Here is a 15,064-nt window from a genome sequence, read left to right on the forward strand (position 1 = left end):
AGGCTGGCTTACTTGCCGTTGTTGGCCAGCCGTTTTTCGATTTCGTCGCGGTGCACGTCGTAGGTGGTGAAGCCGGCCAGGTTCTCCGGCATGTTTAGCTTGTCTCGATGGATCAGCGTCTGGCGAATATCATCCAGACCGCTACGCCAGTGCTCGCGCATGGTCATGCGACCAAACTGATAGTCCTTGTAGTGCTGCTCGTAGGGCTGGTTGCGGTAAATCAGGTGCACCACGTTGTAGCGCTTGTTGCTGGCCAGCTCTTCGGCCAGGCGGCACGGCAACAGGTCTTTGCGTTGATCTTCGGGGATCAGGGTGAGCAGCTCTGACAGGATATGACGCATGTACTGCGAATGACGCATGTCCTCGGTCACCATACGGGTACGGCTGGAGTAGCGGATCTCGTTCAAGCGGTCGCTGACTTCACCCATATTGTTGGGTACCGGGCCACGCGCACTCCACAAGTCCACTTGAAAAACCAGAGTGTCCCGGCGGGGTGACTGATCCAGCACATAAGAGAGCGGCGTATTGGAAACCAGACCGCCGTCCCAGTAATACTGACCATCAATTTCCACGGGGGCAAAAGCCGGAGGCAGGGCACCCGAGGCCATGAAGTGTTCGGCTCGCAAGGTGGTGCGATGGTTGTCAAAGTAAACAAAGTTGCCCGTGCCTACATTGACCGCACCTACCGAGATGCGCTGACGCTTGTCGTTGATGCGATCAAAGTCACATAAACGTTCCAGCGTGTCTTTCAGGGCGCTGGTGTCGTAATAGCTGGCACCTTCGGGCACGCCCGGTGTGGCTTGCATTGGAGGGGGGAAACGGGGGCGGAAAAAGCCACGCTGTCCCAAGACCAGGGCGTTGCTGGCATTGAAGGCGCTGATGGCCTCACGCATGACATCGTTGATACCAAAGAGGGCACGCTCCAGGCAGGCTGGGCTGGACCAGCCATAGTAGGGCTCGCAAATGGTATTCCAGAACTCCCGCAGGCGTTCTACCTGCCGCTCGGGGGGATTGCCCGCAATAATCGCGGTGTTCAAGGCCCCAATTGAAATCCCGGATAAACAGTCTGGCTCGATTCCTGCTTCCAGCAAACCTTCATATACACCGGCTTGATAGGCTCCCAAAGCGCCGCCGCCTTGCAATACCAGGGCTACCGTTTCGTAGGGTGGCAAATAAGAGGGGCGGGCAAAAGCGGGGACATCTTGCGCTTGTGGCGTAGGAACAGTGTTCATGGCATCACTCGGTTCAAGAGGTGGGCAGGAGAGCGGGACTTATGGTCCCTTCTGTTTGTGCTGCACTGCAGCAAGAATAGCATTGCTGCGGGTGTCAACCATCATCAGAATGCAAACTTGCGTCAAGTTTCCGATGCGCTTGAACCGGACTCCGGGCTGTGTACATGTTCCGCAAAAGCGCTTAACACCTGGCTACGGTAGCGTTCTTTATGCAGGACCAGGGACAGGCGGCGCTTCAAATCCAGAAAAGGGGTGTCCAGGATGCGTAGTCGCTGATTGGCAACAGCATCCAGGGTAGCTGCCTGTGGCAGGCAAGCCAAGCCCAGTCCGGCGATGACCGCCTGTTTGATGGCTTCTACCTGACCCAGCTCCATCAGCACATGGCCGCCGGGCAGCACATTCAAGGCTTGTTCGGTCAGCGCTCGGGAGGCCGAGCCACGTTCGCGCATGATCCAGCTCATGCCCGCAAAGTCCTGTTTTTCCAAGGTGGCCTTGGTAGCCAGCGGGTGATCGGGGGCGGCGCAGACGACCAGCGCATCTTCGCGCCAGATCCAGGTTTCCAACTGAGGGTGATTGACCGGGCCTTCCACGCAGGCAATGTCGCAGCCATGTTCCAGCAATTGATTGATGATGTTGGCCGTGTTGTCCACGGACACATGCAGGGACACGCGCGGGTGCTGGCGCACAAACTGCCCCACCAGATCCCCAATCAGATAGTTGCCGACGGTATTGCTGGCCCCGATGCGGATTTCACCACGCAACTCGCTTTCTTCCTGCTGGCTTTGCATCTCCCGCAGGCGCTCCAGAATTTCGCGAGCGTGCGGCAGCAATTGCTTGCCGCGGCTGGTCAGTTGCATGCGCCCCGGCGTGCGTTCAAACAGGGGACAGTCCAGCTGCTTTTCCAGTTCGGCCAAGGCCATGCTGGCGGCGGGTTGGGACAAGTGAATCTGGGCTGCGCAAGCACGCACGGTGCCCAAGGTGGCAATGCCTACGAACACTTCCAGTTGTCTGATGCTGATCGCATTCATGATAAATAAAATTGATACTTACGATAAGTAATAATGAATTTTTTAATACTCGGGGTCAACCTAAAATTACTTTTACTTATTACATATCTGGAATGACGAGATGAGCAGTGTGACCGATTTACCAGCAGGAAGCACGACCCTGAAGGCACAGGGCAAATCGGGTTTCTCTCTGAAGCCGTCGCGTTGGTGGGGTTTTTTACTGGCGGTGGCCGTGGGTGTGGCCGCTATGGGCCTGGGCAAAGTGTGGCCTTTGATTGGCGGTCCGGTTTTTGCGATTGTCTTGGGCATGGTACTGCGTAACAGCATGGGCGTGGCTACGGTGTTTCAGCCCGGTTTGCGCTTTTCGTCCAAGGTGTTGTTGCAGTGGTCGATTATTGGTCTGGGTTTTGGTTTGAGCCTGCCGCAAGTGATGCGTACCGGTATGGATTCGCTGGCGGTGACCCTGGTGACCTTGACGGTGGCGTTTGTGACGGCGCTGGTGCTTGGCCGAGCCTTGGGGATTCCTTCCAAGCTGCGCACCTTGATTGGGGTGGGGACGGCGATTTGTGGTGGCTCGGCCATTGCAGCGGTCACGCCCATTCTGAAACCTGAGGAGCATGAAACCGCATTGGCGATTTCCACCATCTTTATCTTCAATATTGTGGCTGTGCTGATTTTCCCCTTAGCCGGTCACATGATGAATATGTCGGACGCAGGTTTTGGGGTGTGGGCGGGAACCGCCATCAACGATACGTCTTCGGTAGTGGCAGCAGGCTATAGCTACAGCCGTCAGGCGGGTGACCACGCCACTATCGTCAAGCTGACTCGGGCAACCTTGATCATCCCGATTTGCCTGATTCTGGCGGGTCTGGAAGTGTGGCGTTCGCGTCAGGCTGGTCGGGACTTTGACTTGATGCGTGTGTTCCCCTGGTTCATCGTCTGGTTCATGGTGGCCTCGGCTCTGCGCTCGCTGGGTTGGGTGCCGGTGGAGTGGCTGGAACCCCTGCGTTTTCTGGCTGAGTTCCTGATGGTGCTGGCCCTGGCAGCTATCGGTTTGTCTTCGGACTTGCGTGTGATGGCCCGAGCTGGCGTGCGGCCTGCCTTGCTGGGCTTGGGAGTCTGGATCGCGGTGGCGGTCAGCAGTTTGCTGGTACAGCGTTGGATAGGTGTCTGGTAAGACAGGTATGTAAAAAGCCCCTGTCAGTGGAAGGTAACTTTCACTGACAGGGGCTTTTTTGTCGCCGGGCCGTCCCAAGACAAAAACTCCCCCTCGGGGGGGCAGCAAGCCGAAGGCGTAGCGTGGGGGCTTTTTTTGTCGCCGGGCCGTCCCAAGACAAAAAGCTCCCCCTCGGGGGGCAGCAAGCCAAAGGCGTAGCGTGGGGGCTTTTTTTGTATGTGGGCTACTGGTTCAGACGAACCAGGACGCCGGGCTGCGATTCAGCGCCACGCCTACGATATAGGCAAAGATGGCAATCGCAATCAGGGCTGCCACGCCGCGGCTAAAGGCGGTTTTACCGCGCTTGATGGCATAGCTGCCTACCACGATGTAGACCACCAGCAGCACAATCTTGGTCAGCAGCCAGGGCTGGTTGGCGGCTGCGCCCAACATGCCAGCCAGCGCCAGACCACAGACCAGCAAGACGGTATCGATGACATGCGGGGCAATGCGCACAAAGCGATTCTGCAAACAGGATGATCCGCTGACTGACCAAAAGGCCCGAATAATGAAAAACAAAATGCTCAGCCCGGCGGCTGTCATGTGCAAGTGTTTGATGGCCACGTAAGTCATGCCTGTTATTTCCTTCTGAAGTTCAGGGTGCAGAAAAGGGCAGTATACGCAGGCTGAGCCTTAAAAGTTTTTCTACGTCCGAGCCTGTGTCTGCCCGGACGCAAAAAACAGTCGTATTCAAAGCAGATTGACGGGCAGTTTCAGATAGATCTGACCATTGCTTTCTGGTTCGGGAAAGTGTCCGGCGCGGATATTGACTTGAATGGAAGGCAGGATCAGACGCGGCATGCTCAGGGTTTTATCGCGTGCGTGGCGGCGCTCGCAAAACTGTTTCTGGCTGATGCCGTCGTGTACGTGGATGTTGCTGTCCTTCTGCTCCTGAACCGTGCAGTGGAACTGGGGCTCCCGTCCTTCAGGCGGATAATCGTGGCACATGAACAAGACCGTATCTGCGGGCAGGGCCAGCAGGCGCTGGATGGATTCATAAAGCTGGCTGGCGCTGCCACCCGGAAAGTCGCAACGGGCGGTACCGACATCGGGCAGGAACAAGGTGTCGCCCACAAATACGCCCAGACCTTGAACGTGATAGGCCATATCTGCCGGTGTATGACCGGGCACGTGCAGAGCCTGCACCTGAATGGCGCCGATCTGGAACGGTTCCTGATCCTTGAACAGCGTATCGAAGGGTGTGCCGTTGGCCTGTATTTCGGCCTCTATATTAAAGATGCGGCTGAACGTGGACTGCACTTGCTTGATGTGTTCGCCAATGGCTATTTTCCCGCCCACCTGTTCTTGCAGCCAGACCGCAGCGGACAGGTGGTCGGCATGGGCATGGGTTTCCAGAATCCATTGCACCTCCAGCTGATGCTGGCGCACAAAGTCCACGACCTTCTGGGCAGACACGGTGCTGCTGCGGCCGGAGGCGGCGTCGTAGTCCAGCACCGAGTCAATGATGGCGCATTCGCGTTGACCTTCGGCATAAACCACGTAGGTGAACGTGGACGTGTCCGTATGAAAGAAGCTGGCGACCTGGGCTTGGAGCATGTCAGACCTCTTGTTGCTTATAAAATATGAAAAGATATTATATAATAATATATATTGTATTTTTGTAGAACGTTATGAATCAAACCGAACTGGAAGCCCTGCGACAGGTAGCGGGCCGAGCCAGCAGTTTGCTGGGCAGCCTGGCCAACCCCGACCGCCTGATGATTCTGTGCACTTTGGTGCAGGGCGAATGCAATGTGGGGGAGCTGGCGCAGCGCAGTGGAATTTCACAACCTACTTTATCCCAGCAATTGACGGTTTTGCGGCGCGAAGAGCTGATTGCCAGCCGCAAAGAGGGCAAATACGTCTATTACCGCCTGGAAAACCCGGCGGTGCTGGCTGTCATGCAAACTTTATATGGAATTTTTTGTGCCCCAGGAGGCATTGATGATCGCAATTGACTGGAGTTCCTTTACCCCGTGGAGCGCCTTGTTTGGCGGCGCCTTGATTGGTTTGGCGGCCGCTGTGCTGGTGCTGTTCAATGGTCGGGTGTTTGGCATATCCGGCCTGCTGTCGGGCACCTGGAGCGGGGAGGCGGGTGACAAGGGCTGGCGCTGGATGGCCTTGTTGGGTCTGGCGGCGGCGCCCTGGCTGTATCGCCTGGCCGGGGAAACCGTACCTGTCGTGCAGCCGCAGCCCTGGGTGTGGGTGGTGGTAGCCGGTTTGCTGGTGGGGTTCGGAACCCGTTTGGGTTCGGGGTGCACCAGTGGTCATGGTGTGTGTGGTTTGTCGCGTTTGTCGCCCCGTTCTTTGGTGGCAACGCTGACGTTTATGGCCAGCGGCTTTCTGACCGTGTTTGTCTTGCGTCATCTGATCTAAGGGGCCCGCCATGCATTATTTCATCGCTTTAGTTTCCGGCCTGATTTTTGGCTTGGGTTTATTGATTTCCGGCTTGGCCAACCCCAGCAAGGTGCTGGCTTTTCTGGATCTGGCCGGAGCCTGGGACCCGTCTTTGGCCTTGGTAATGGCCGCGGCAATTGCGGTGGCGATTGTGCCGTTCAGTCTGGCCCGCCGTCGTCCTTGTGCTTTTGTGACTGGCCAGCCCATGAATCTGCCCAAGCAGCGTCAAATAGACCGTCCCTTGGTGTTGGGTGCTTTGATTTTCGGCGCTGGTTGGGGTGTGGCAGGTTTCTGCCCTGGACCGGCCATTGTGCTGGCTGCGTCGGGCGCACCGTTGGCTATTTTGTTTCTGGTCGCGATGCTGATCGGAATGTGGGCGGCAGGGCGGGTGCGTGGCTAAGGACCACGTCACACCGCCTTAGCCCAAATGGGTTGTGGGCGCCGGGACTTGATCCGGCTCCATATTCACCAATCCCTGCAAAATGCCGCAATGCTCCAGGCCACCGGCCTGTCCGCAGCGGTGACGCAGTTCAATCAGTTGTTTTTGCAGGTGTTCCAGCTCGGCAATGCGTACGGCCACATGCTCGATGTGTTCATCCAGCAAATCGTTGACCGGGGCGCAGTCTTGCGCTGGGCCGTCCATGAATGCCAGCAGGCCGCGAATTTCTTCGTGCGTCATATCCAGGCTGCGGCAGTTGCGGATAAAACGTAGCCGTTCCAGGTGGATACTGCGGTACAGGCGGTAGTTGCCCTCGCTGCGCTCCGGCTCGGGCAGCAGCCCAACTTTCTCGTAATAGCGGATGGTTTCCGTGTTGCAGTGGCTTTTTTCCGCCAACTCACCAATTTTCATTGCTTGGCCTCCAAAGGGCTTGACCTTGTAGTTACTTTAGGCTTTCTACTGGTCCCATGCAAGAAGCGAGGAACTGCTATGACATCAGCTAACAACACATCAAAGCTCGGCGTGGGGCAGTGCACAACATCAGCCTGCCAGACCGAGCACGTACATGACCATAGTCATGATCACGACCATGCGGCGGGCGATCACAGCCACGAGCATAGCCATGATCACGATCACAGCCATGCAGAACAAGCGTCGCACTCCCACGAGGGGGCGTGCTGCTCGGCACCCGCATTTGGCCCATCGGTGACCTTGGCGGCCAGTACCTCCACTCGTCTGGTCGTGCATATTGCTGATATGGACTGCCCGGCGGAAGAGAACATGATTCGCTCCGGCCTGAAAAAGCTGGATCAGGTACAGAACCTGGGTTTTGACCTGATGCAGCGTGTTTTGACCGTGGACCACGTGGATGGTGCCCGTGACAAGGTGCTGGGCGCGTTGCGCGGCCTGGGCTTTGAACCCCGCATGGCTGATGAGGAGCCTGTGAAGCAGGTATCGCCCAAGCAAGGCCTGATTCGCATTGCTGGTGCCGTGGTGCTGGCTTTGGCCGCCGAGATCAGCCACTGGCTGGCGGCCCCCGAGTGGTTGGTGATTGTTCTGGCTCTGGCCGCGATTCTGTCCGGCGGCGTGCAGGTCTACAAGAAGGGCTGGATTGCGCTGCGTAATGGTCAGCTCAATATCAATGCCTTGATGAGTATTGCCGTTACCGGTGCGGTGCTACTGGCCCAATGGCCTGAAGCCGCCATGGTGATGTCCTTGTTCAGCCTGGCTGAGTGGATTGAGGCTCGTTCCCTGGACCGCGCACGGAATGCGGTGGACAGCCTGCTCAAGCTGGTTCCGGATGAAGTGCTGGTCAGTGCCGATGGCAAGGATTGGCAGCGTGTACCGGCCAATCAGGTGCAGGCAGGCTGGCAAGTACGGGTGGCCCCCGGCGAGCGTTTTGGCCTGGATGGCAAAGTTGTGCAAGGGCTAAGCACGGTTAACCAGGCTCCTATCACGGGTGAAAGTGCCCCCGTGGACAAAGCGCCCGGTGACGAGGTTTTTGCAGGCACCATCAATGGCATGGGCGAACTGGTGTATCAGGTCCAGGCCGCGCATGATGAAACCTTGCTGGCCCGTATCACACGTTCGGTTCAGGAGGCCCAAGCCAACAAGGCTCCGATTCAGCGCTTTGTCGACCAGTTCTCTCGCATCTACACCCCGCTGGTTGTGGTGGCAGCGGCCTTGATGGCTGTGGCCTTGCCCTTGATCTGGGGTGTGAGCTGGTCGGAGTCCGTGTACCGTGCTCTGGTTCTGCTGGTGATTGCTTGCCCTTGCGCCCTGGTGATTTCCACGCCTGTGGCCGTAGTCAGTGCCCTGGCCAGTGCCGCACGTGCCGGTATTTTGATTAAAGGTGGCGTGTATCTGGAGCGGGCTCGTCAGTTGCGGTACTTGGCCGTGGACAAGACCGGCACCCTGACCTTGGGCGAGCCTTCCTTGAGCGAATATGGCAGCCTGCGTCCAAGCCTGTCAGATAGCGAAGTGCTGAACATGGCCGTTGCTCTGGCCGAGCGTTCGGATCATCCTGCCTCGCAAGCGATTGCCCGTGGCCGTGTGGCATCGGGTCTGGTGCGCCTGGATCAATTCGAAGCTTTGGCGGGTAATGGTGTGCAAGCACAAGGCACGACTGGCCAATTGCGTCTGGGCAAGCGTAGCTGGGTGCTGGGGCAGAACAAGGCTGAGTCCAGCCAGGCCGAGCAGCAAGCGGTAGAGAGCGGTGCCACCATGGTGTATCTGGGTGACGAGCACGGTCTGCTGGCCTGGTTCGCCATGATGGATACGCTGCGTCCCACCACCAGCCAGGCGATTCGCGATCTGCAAGCGCAGGGTGTTCAGGTGGAAGTGCTTTCGGGCGACCACGAGCAAGCCGTGCGTCATGTCGCCCAGCAAGCCGGAATCAAGGATTTCCGAGGTGGTTTGCTGCCACAGGACAAGCTGGACCGTATCGAGGAAAAACTGGGTAACGGTTTGGTGGCGATGGTGGGTGATGGCATCAATGATGCACCCGCCCTGGCTCGTGCCGATGTGGGTATCGCGATGGGAGCTTTGGGTTCGGACATTGCGATCGAGACCGCTGACGTGGCCTTGATGGACGATGATCTGGGCAAGATTGCCTTGCTGATGCGTCAGTCCCGAGCCTTGCATGCCGTGTTGTGGCAGAACATCAGCCTGGCTTTGGGTATCAAGGCCGTGTTCCTGGTGATGGCCCTGACCGGACAAGCCACCATGTGGATGGCCGTGTTTGCCGACGTGGGTGCAAGCTTGCTGGTGGTGCTGAACAGTTTGCGTTTGCTGCGCGCCCGCAACCCTTGAACTCCGTGTTCGTTGTCACTGAGCCCCACCTCTTTGAGGTGGGGCTTTTTTTATCGCTGGGCCGTCCCAAGGCTCGGCGCCCCCGGTAAAAAGCGCCCCCTCGGGGATGAGCCTGGACACACAGTAGTCCATTGCGGCCTGCTGTGTGCCAGGCGAATCCGAGCGGCATGCAGGCCGCGAGGTGGAGCGCAAGCCGCAGGCGCAGCGTGGGGGGCTTTTTATGCCGCATCAAATAAGCCCATCACTAACGTGAAGTTTTTTTGACACGCAGTAGTATCATTAAGGCTTCATTTGGGTTGAGGCCCTGCTTGTTTCTCATCTGTGTCGAGCAGGCTGGGCATGACAAGGACGCGCGATGATTGCACTGCTGGAAGCGGGTCGAGCCGGACTCCTGGGGCGAAAACACTGGCTAAATAACCTGTTGGCTGGTTTGGTGGTGGGGGTGGTGGCCTTGCCGTTGGCTATGGCCTTCGCCATTGCCTCCGGGGTCAAGCCCGAGCAGGGTTTGTATACCGCCATTATTGCTGGTTTGGCGGTGTCTTTATTTGGCGGCAGCCGGGTGCAGATTGCCGGGCCGACGGGGGCCTTCATTGTCATCCTGTCCGGGGTGGTGGCCCAACATGGGGTGGCGGGCCTGCAAATTGCCACGCTGATGGCCGGGGTGATCTTGCTGCTGCTGGGCCTGCTGCGCCTGGGAGCGGTGATCCGCTTTATTCCCGATCCGGTCATCGTGGGTTTTACCGCCGGTATCGGGGTGATCATCTGGGTGGGCCAATGGCGGGACTTTTTTGGCCTTCCCGTCGTCGAGGGCCAGCACTTTCACGAGAAACTCTGGTTCTTGCTGCAGAACCTGCCGTCCCTGGATTGGGCAACCACGCTGCTGGGGCTTTTGTCTCTAGCGATTCTGATTGTCGTGCCCAAGATCCCAAGTCTGGCGCGTTTGCCCGGACCGCTGGTGGCCCTGGTGGTCATCACGCTTATCCAGGCGATTTTCCGTTTTGAGTCGGTGGCCACTATCGGCTCCAGCTTCGGTGCCTTGCCCAGTGGTTTGCCGTCGTTTCAATGGCCGGAAATTACGCTGACTCGCGTGGTGGAGCTGATCGGGCCTGCGTTTGCAATTGCCATGCTGGGTGCGATCGAGTCCTTGCTGTCCGCTGTCGTGGCCGACTCCATGACAGGGACCCGTCACGACTCCAATCAGGAATTGGTGGGCCAAGGGATTGCCAACGTGCTCTCGCCCTTGTTTGGCGGGATTGCGGCTACCGGGGCCATTGCCCGTACCGCTACCAATATCCGTAATGGCGGTGACAGCCCCATTGCCGGCGTGGTGCATGTCATTTTCCTGGTGCTGGTTCTGCTGTTGCTGGCCCCGCTGGCGGCTTATATCCCGCTGACGGTGTTGGCGGCCATTCTGTTCATGGTGGCCTGGAATATGAGTCAGGCCAAGCTGGTCCTTCGCCTGCAGCGCCGTATGCCTACCGCTGACTTGTTCATTTTGTGGGTGACTTTCGCCCTGACGGTATTTGCGGATCTGGTCGTGGCCGTCAATATTGGGGTGATTCTGGCCATGCTGTATGTGCTCAAACGCACCTCGGATGGGGTGCAAGTGCGGGCCTTGGAAGGCCGCCGTTTACAGCGGGCACTGGATTTGTCCTTCAGCCAGGAGTTGCGGCAGGATATTTCGGTGCTGACTCTGGAAGGACCGTACTTCTTTGCCAGTGTGGAAGCGGTGAATCGTTCCTTGCTGACGGTGCCGGAGCAGGTTCGGGCCGTGGTCTTGCGCCTGAATTACGTGCCTTTTGTGGATGCGACGGCCATGCAGGCTTTGGAGACTGCCTTGGCGGAGCTGGAACAGCGCAATGTCATGGTGGCGCTGTGCGAGGCGAACGAGAAAGTGGGTCGCAAGCTGATTCGCATGGGTCTGTTCAAGCAGATTCACGCGCATCGCGTTTTTGATAGCTTGCAGAATGCGTGGGAAAGCGTCAGCGAGACCCTGGACCATCAGGCCGTCAAGCAAAAAGAAACGGCCACGCCTGAAACGGGAATGGCATCGTAGGCCTTGATGCCTTGCTTGTCTGCCCTGAAAGAACTTGATAGTGAACAATCCCCTCGTCAAAAGCGAGGGGATTGTTGTTTGGTGCCGGGCTTGGCAAGGGTGAGCCCGGCTTTTGAGCTTAGTTTTTTATTTCATTAAGCACCGTACGAAAGCCCACATGCTGGGTAGACATGGTGGTTTCCTGGGGTTGCCGTGAAGCCGGGCGATAGCGTACGCAGAAGTTCGCCGCACACAGAAACGAGCCGCCCTTGATGACGCCTGTTGTCGGATTTCCGTTGGCATCCGTTGCTGCCACGAGAAGGGGTTTGGGCGCTAGGGGGCGATGCTGGGGCTGCCATGCACTGCGTGTCCATTCCCAGACATTGCCGACCGAATCCCACAGGCCATAGTTATTGGCCGGGAAGCAGCCTACGGGGGCGGTGCCTTCGTAGCCATCGCGCAGCAGGTTCTGGGCGGGGAAATTACCTTGCCAGGTGTTGGCCATCAAGCGGCCGCGCACTTCAGGCGTATTGCCCCAAGGGTAGGTAGCGCCTTCCAGTCCGCCGCGCGCTGCAAACTCCCATTGCTCTTCGGTGGGCAGATCGCGTCCCAACCAGCGGGCGTAAGCCAGCGCATCCTCGTAGGCGATATGGACGACGGGATGATTGTCACGGCCGTTCAGATTGGTATCGGGACCACCGGGATGCCGCCAGTTGGCACCCGGCACCCATACCCACCAGTTGTAATTGCTGGGAGGGGCATGTTGATCGTGCCCATCGTGGTGATCGTGATCATGCGTTGCTGCCGGTGGCGTGAAGACGGCAGATCCGGGCTGACGATACTGCTCGGGAACCTGAACATGCGGCGGAAATTCCGGCACCCGTTCCGCCTGGGTGACATAGCCTGTGGCCGCCACAAATTGTGCGAATTGGGCATTGGTGACTTCGTGCTGGTCTATCTGAAAAGCCTGGACCTCCACGGGATGTACCGGCTTTTCTTCCGGATAGCCTTCGTCGGACCCCATCAGAAAGCGCCCCCCCGGAATGGTGACCAAACCAGCCTGATTGGCGGCTCCTTGCCTGGCCGGGCCGAAGCCTGTTGGTATGCCGTTATAGGCTTGGCAATCGTGGGCCGGAACCGGAGGAGGGAGGGTATCTGAGCCGTCTGCCGCTGCAGGCAGCGGGGCTGCTGTCAGCAGCCCGCATACCGTCAGCAGTGCCTTGGCTCGGGAGAGCTTAAAGGACTTCATCCAGATCCTTGTAGTAGTTCAGGCTGTTGCTGTAGCCAGGGCGCGAAGCCAGACCTTCAAAATCCTCCACCCCGTTGCGCTTGGCATATTGCTCGTACTCGGCAATCAGCTCTTTCAGCTTTTCAGGATGTTTTTCGGACAGGTCATTCAGCTCGGAGCGGTCTTCGACCACATTGAACAGTTCCCAGCGGTCTTTGCCCCACGGTGCATTGGCGTACACGATTTTCCAGTCACCCACGCGCATGGCGCGGCGGCCATTCAGCTCCCAGCCTTGGCGGAAGGTTTCATGGACCTGATCGCTGTGACCGGTCAGCACATCCACCATGGAGTTGCCTTGCATGGGGATGACCTGGCGGCCGCGGTACTCGCCCTTGGGCTGTTCGATCTGGGCCAAGGCCAGAATGGTGGGGGCGATGTCGGTTACATGGGCCGGAGCGCGCACAAATTCGCCCTGACGCTTGCCACTGGGTACGCGCATGATGCTGGGCACCGAGATACCGCCTTCATACATGAAGGCTTTGTACAGATTGAAGGGCGTGGAGCCAACTTGCGCCCAGCCTGGGCCGTATTCCACAAAGGAGCCGGGACGGCCCGTGTTTTCATAGCTGTTATCGCGATGCTTGTGAGCCCAGGCGCGGGTTTCACCTTCATCCAGCACGGTATTGCCGTCGGCACCGTTATCGGACATGAAGATGACGACGGTGTTGTCGTACTGGCCGGTTTGCTTCAGGTGCTCGATGACACGGCCAATCTGTGCATCCATGGCTTCCACCATCGCGGCGTAGACGGCCATACGTTTGCTTTCAACACGTTGCTGTTCAGGACTCAGCTCTTTCCAGCGTGGCCAGGCCGGATTGCCCACATAGCCTTGCATATCCTGGGGCACCAGACCCAGCTTTTTCATGCGTTCCAGACGTTCCTCACGCAGCACGTCATAGCCTGCGTCATAGCGGCCTTCATATTTGCGTATGTATTCCTCGGGTGCGTGCAAGGGCCAATGGGGAGCCGTAAAGGCCAGGTAGGCGAAGAAAGGCTGGTCCTTGCGCTTGTCCGCATCGATATAAGACATCAGGCGCGAGGCAAAAAACTCGCTGGAGTAGAAGTCCTTGGGCAATTGAACTTCCTTGCCGTTCTCGCGGTACAGGGCAACCGGCGCTTTATTGGCATCAAAGGTGATGATGCCGCTTTGGTCAAAGTGGCTGGCGCCGCCGTGCATCAAGGCGTAGGACTGGTCAAAGCCGCGATTGGGTGGGGCGACTTCCTCTTTCACGCCCAGATGCCACTTGCCCGCCATATAGGTGCGGTAGCCATTGTCTTGCAGGACCAGGGGGAAGGGCAGGGCCTGGTCGCTTAGAAAGCCTTCGTAGCCGGGCAGGGCGCGCTGCTGGGGCGTCATCAGTTCGGCCATGCCACCAAAGCCCACCTGATGGTTGTCCGCGCCGGACATCAGCATGGCGCGGGTCGGGGAACAGAAAGGGGAAGCGTAAAAGTCAGTCAGGGCTACGCCGTCTTTGACCAGGGCATCCAGGTTAGGGGTGGAAATTTCCCCGCCAAATGCGCCAATGTCTGAATACCCCAGATCATCGGCCACGATCAGCAAAATATTGGGGCGTTGTGTCTCTGTGGCTGCGTGGCTGCTTAGCGTGCAGGCGGCCAAAGCCAGGCCCAGCAAGTTGCGCAGTAAATAGCTAGTTTTAGTGCGTCGCATTTTCTTGTGTCTCAATCTAGTTATGTTTGTAGTGACCCTCGTCGTCTGCAGGCCTCCGATGCAAGTCGGAGATGTGTCTCTACATAAAGCCGTGGACGCGAGTGCCATAGGGCGTATTGATGGGTTTTTATACGTAAAACCATCGGGTAACGGATGTGTAGACAGAGCCAGCAACAATGGCCTCACACTTTTGATCTGAGCCGCCGCTGCCAGTCTTTTAGAGGCTGGCGTGTCTCCCCCAATTCGATTGAACACGAAGCCGCTTGGGGATTTCCAAGACTAAAAAGGTTTGCGTGCATACCTGGAAGGTATGGTGGCTAATATAAGCATTGGAAATCAAGGAACTAGGCTTGCAAGCGGCATGGGCTGTGGTTTTCCCTGATAAGTCCACAAAACGCCCTGAGTGGAGCCTGTTTATTTGACGTAGCCAGGCTTCTGGCATGCGTGAAGGGGGCAGCCATAAAAAAAGCCCCAGCAAGTGGGGCTTTGGTGAGCAGTCTGGAAATTAACGGGCCAGCTTGAACTCGTCGTCGCCCATGAAGGCGTAACGCAAGGCGTCGATCAAGGCCAGGAAATAGGCCAGCGGCGACCAGATGGCAAACAGCACCAGGAATAACAAGCCCATGCCGATCTGGCCCAGGTAAAAGCGGTGCACGCCCAGCCAGCCCAGGAATATCGCCAGCACAATCGCGATCTTGCGGTGGCTGTTGGGCTTGGACATTTCGTCTTTCTTGTTCTTGGAAATCCAGATCACCAGCGGGATGGTAATGATCAAGGCGATCAGTGCCTTGCCCCAATGCACGGTCAGGTAGCGCTGAACTTGCTGCACCAATTCGATGAAGTCATGGAACAGGAATCCCAGGTATGAGGAAATGTAGTGGAAAATGGCCTCGCCAAAGGTCAGGCCCAACATCACGATCAGGAAGATGGCAATGCCCAGAATGATTTTTTGCAGCATGGTGTTTCCGTC

Annotated in this window: 14 protein-coding genes; 6 read left to right on the top strand and 8 right to left on the bottom strand. The window is 57.8% G+C overall.

Annotation, left to right across the window (positions count from 1 at the left end):
• Positions 1–8: 8 nt before the first annotated feature.
• Complete coding sequence (locus ACLPGZ_RS02145; RefSeq protein WP_026484584.1) at positions 9–1,232, bottom strand: DUF3734 domain-containing protein; 1,224 nt, start codon at positions 1,230–1,232, stop codon at positions 9–11.
• A gap of 122 nt (positions 1,233–1,354) precedes the next feature.
• A complete protein-coding gene (locus tag ACLPGZ_RS02150) occupies positions 1,355–2,260 on the bottom strand; it encodes a LysR family transcriptional regulator (RefSeq protein ID WP_035268980.1) in 906 nt (301 codons plus the stop codon).
• A 100-nt stretch (positions 2,261–2,360) separates the two neighbouring features.
• Here ACLPGZ_RS02150 and ACLPGZ_RS02155 point away from each other — a divergent pair, with 100 nt between their 5' ends.
• The gene (locus ACLPGZ_RS02155) at positions 2,361–3,416 is read left to right on the top strand and encodes a YeiH family protein (protein WP_060186834.1); all 1,056 of its coding nucleotides are present in this window, start codon (positions 2,361–2,363) and stop codon (positions 3,414–3,416) included.
• Positions 3,417–3,647: 231 nt separating this feature from the next.
• Here ACLPGZ_RS02155 and ACLPGZ_RS02160 read toward each other — a convergent pair whose 3' ends face one another.
• Together ACLPGZ_RS02160 and ACLPGZ_RS02165 are read right to left on the bottom strand one after the other, a co-directional pair.
• Positions 3,648–4,028 carry a SirB2 family protein gene (locus ACLPGZ_RS02160; protein WP_060186835.1) on the bottom strand — a complete coding sequence of 127 codons (381 nt, stop codon included), beginning with the start codon at positions 4,026–4,028 and terminating at the stop codon, positions 3,648–3,650.
• Between the two features lie 117 nt (positions 4,029–4,145).
• A complete protein-coding gene (locus ACLPGZ_RS02165) occupies positions 4,146–5,012 on the bottom strand; it encodes an MBL fold metallo-hydrolase (protein WP_239055280.1) in 867 nt (288 codons plus the stop codon).
• Positions 5,013–5,086: 74 nt separating this feature from the next.
• Between ACLPGZ_RS02165 and ACLPGZ_RS02170 the strand changes: the two genes are divergently transcribed.
• Genes ACLPGZ_RS02170 through ACLPGZ_RS02180 form a run of 3 tightly spaced genes read left to right on the top strand, consistent with a single transcriptional unit; the run spans position 5,087 to position 6,252 of the window.
• Complete coding sequence (locus ACLPGZ_RS02170) at positions 5,087–5,413, top strand: ArsR/SmtB family transcription factor (RefSeq protein ID WP_009456065.1); 327 nt, start codon at positions 5,087–5,089, stop codon at positions 5,411–5,413.
• Positions 5,403–5,831 (top strand): YeeE/YedE family protein, encoded by a 429-nt coding sequence (locus ACLPGZ_RS02175; RefSeq protein WP_239055678.1) that lies wholly within the window; start codon positions 5,403–5,405, stop codon positions 5,829–5,831. The genes ACLPGZ_RS02170 and ACLPGZ_RS02175 overlap by 11 nt, the downstream gene beginning before the upstream one ends.
• Positions 5,832–5,841: 10 nt before the next feature.
• Positions 5,842–6,252, top strand: a complete 411-nt coding sequence (locus ACLPGZ_RS02180) for a DUF6691 family protein (protein ID WP_009455401.1) — start codon at positions 5,842–5,844, stop codon at positions 6,250–6,252.
• 18 nt (positions 6,253–6,270) lie between these two features.
• Here ACLPGZ_RS02180 and cadR read toward each other — a convergent pair whose 3' ends face one another.
• Positions 6,271–6,702 (bottom strand): Cd(II)/Pb(II)-responsive transcriptional regulator, encoded by a 432-nt coding sequence (gene cadR, locus ACLPGZ_RS02185; RefSeq protein ID WP_021446839.1) that lies wholly within the window; start codon positions 6,700–6,702, stop codon positions 6,271–6,273.
• 78 nt (positions 6,703–6,780) lie between these two features.
• Between cadR and ACLPGZ_RS02190 the strand changes: the two genes are divergently transcribed.
• Positions 6,781–9,102: a heavy metal translocating P-type ATPase gene (locus ACLPGZ_RS02190; RefSeq protein ID WP_239055281.1), complete on the top strand. Its 2,322-nt coding sequence runs from the start codon at positions 6,781–6,783 to the stop codon at positions 9,100–9,102.
• Positions 9,103–9,457: 355 nt separating this feature from the next.
• A complete protein-coding gene (locus ACLPGZ_RS02195) occupies positions 9,458–11,158 on the top strand; it encodes a SulP family inorganic anion transporter (RefSeq protein ID WP_035269000.1) in 1,701 nt (566 codons plus the stop codon).
• A 118-nt stretch (positions 11,159–11,276) separates the two neighbouring features.
• Here ACLPGZ_RS02195 and ACLPGZ_RS02200 read toward each other — a convergent pair whose 3' ends face one another.
• The 3 genes from ACLPGZ_RS02200 to ACLPGZ_RS02210 all read right to left on the bottom strand — a co-directional run bounded on the left by ACLPGZ_RS02200 (position 11,277) and on the right by ACLPGZ_RS02210 (position 15,052).
• Entirely contained in the window at positions 11,277–12,386 is a 1,110-nt protein-coding gene (locus ACLPGZ_RS02200) for a formylglycine-generating enzyme family protein (RefSeq protein ID WP_239055282.1), read from the bottom strand.
• Entirely contained in the window at positions 12,373–14,094 is a 1,722-nt protein-coding gene (locus ACLPGZ_RS02205) for an arylsulfatase (RefSeq protein ID WP_239055283.1), read from the bottom strand. The genes ACLPGZ_RS02200 and ACLPGZ_RS02205 overlap by 14 nt, the downstream gene beginning before the upstream one ends.
• A 505-nt stretch (positions 14,095–14,599) precedes the next feature.
• Positions 14,600–15,052 carry a TM2 domain-containing protein gene (locus tag ACLPGZ_RS02210; RefSeq protein WP_083053895.1) on the bottom strand — a complete coding sequence of 151 codons (453 nt, stop codon included), beginning with the start codon at positions 15,050–15,052 and terminating at the stop codon, positions 14,600–14,602.
• Positions 15,053–15,064 lie beyond the last annotated feature (12 nt).

Source organism: Alcaligenes sp. Me129 (genome assembly GCF_050487245.1).
In the GTDB taxonomy this organism is placed as follows: domain Bacteria; phylum Pseudomonadota; class Gammaproteobacteria; order Burkholderiales; family Burkholderiaceae_B; genus Alcaligenes; species Alcaligenes phenolicus.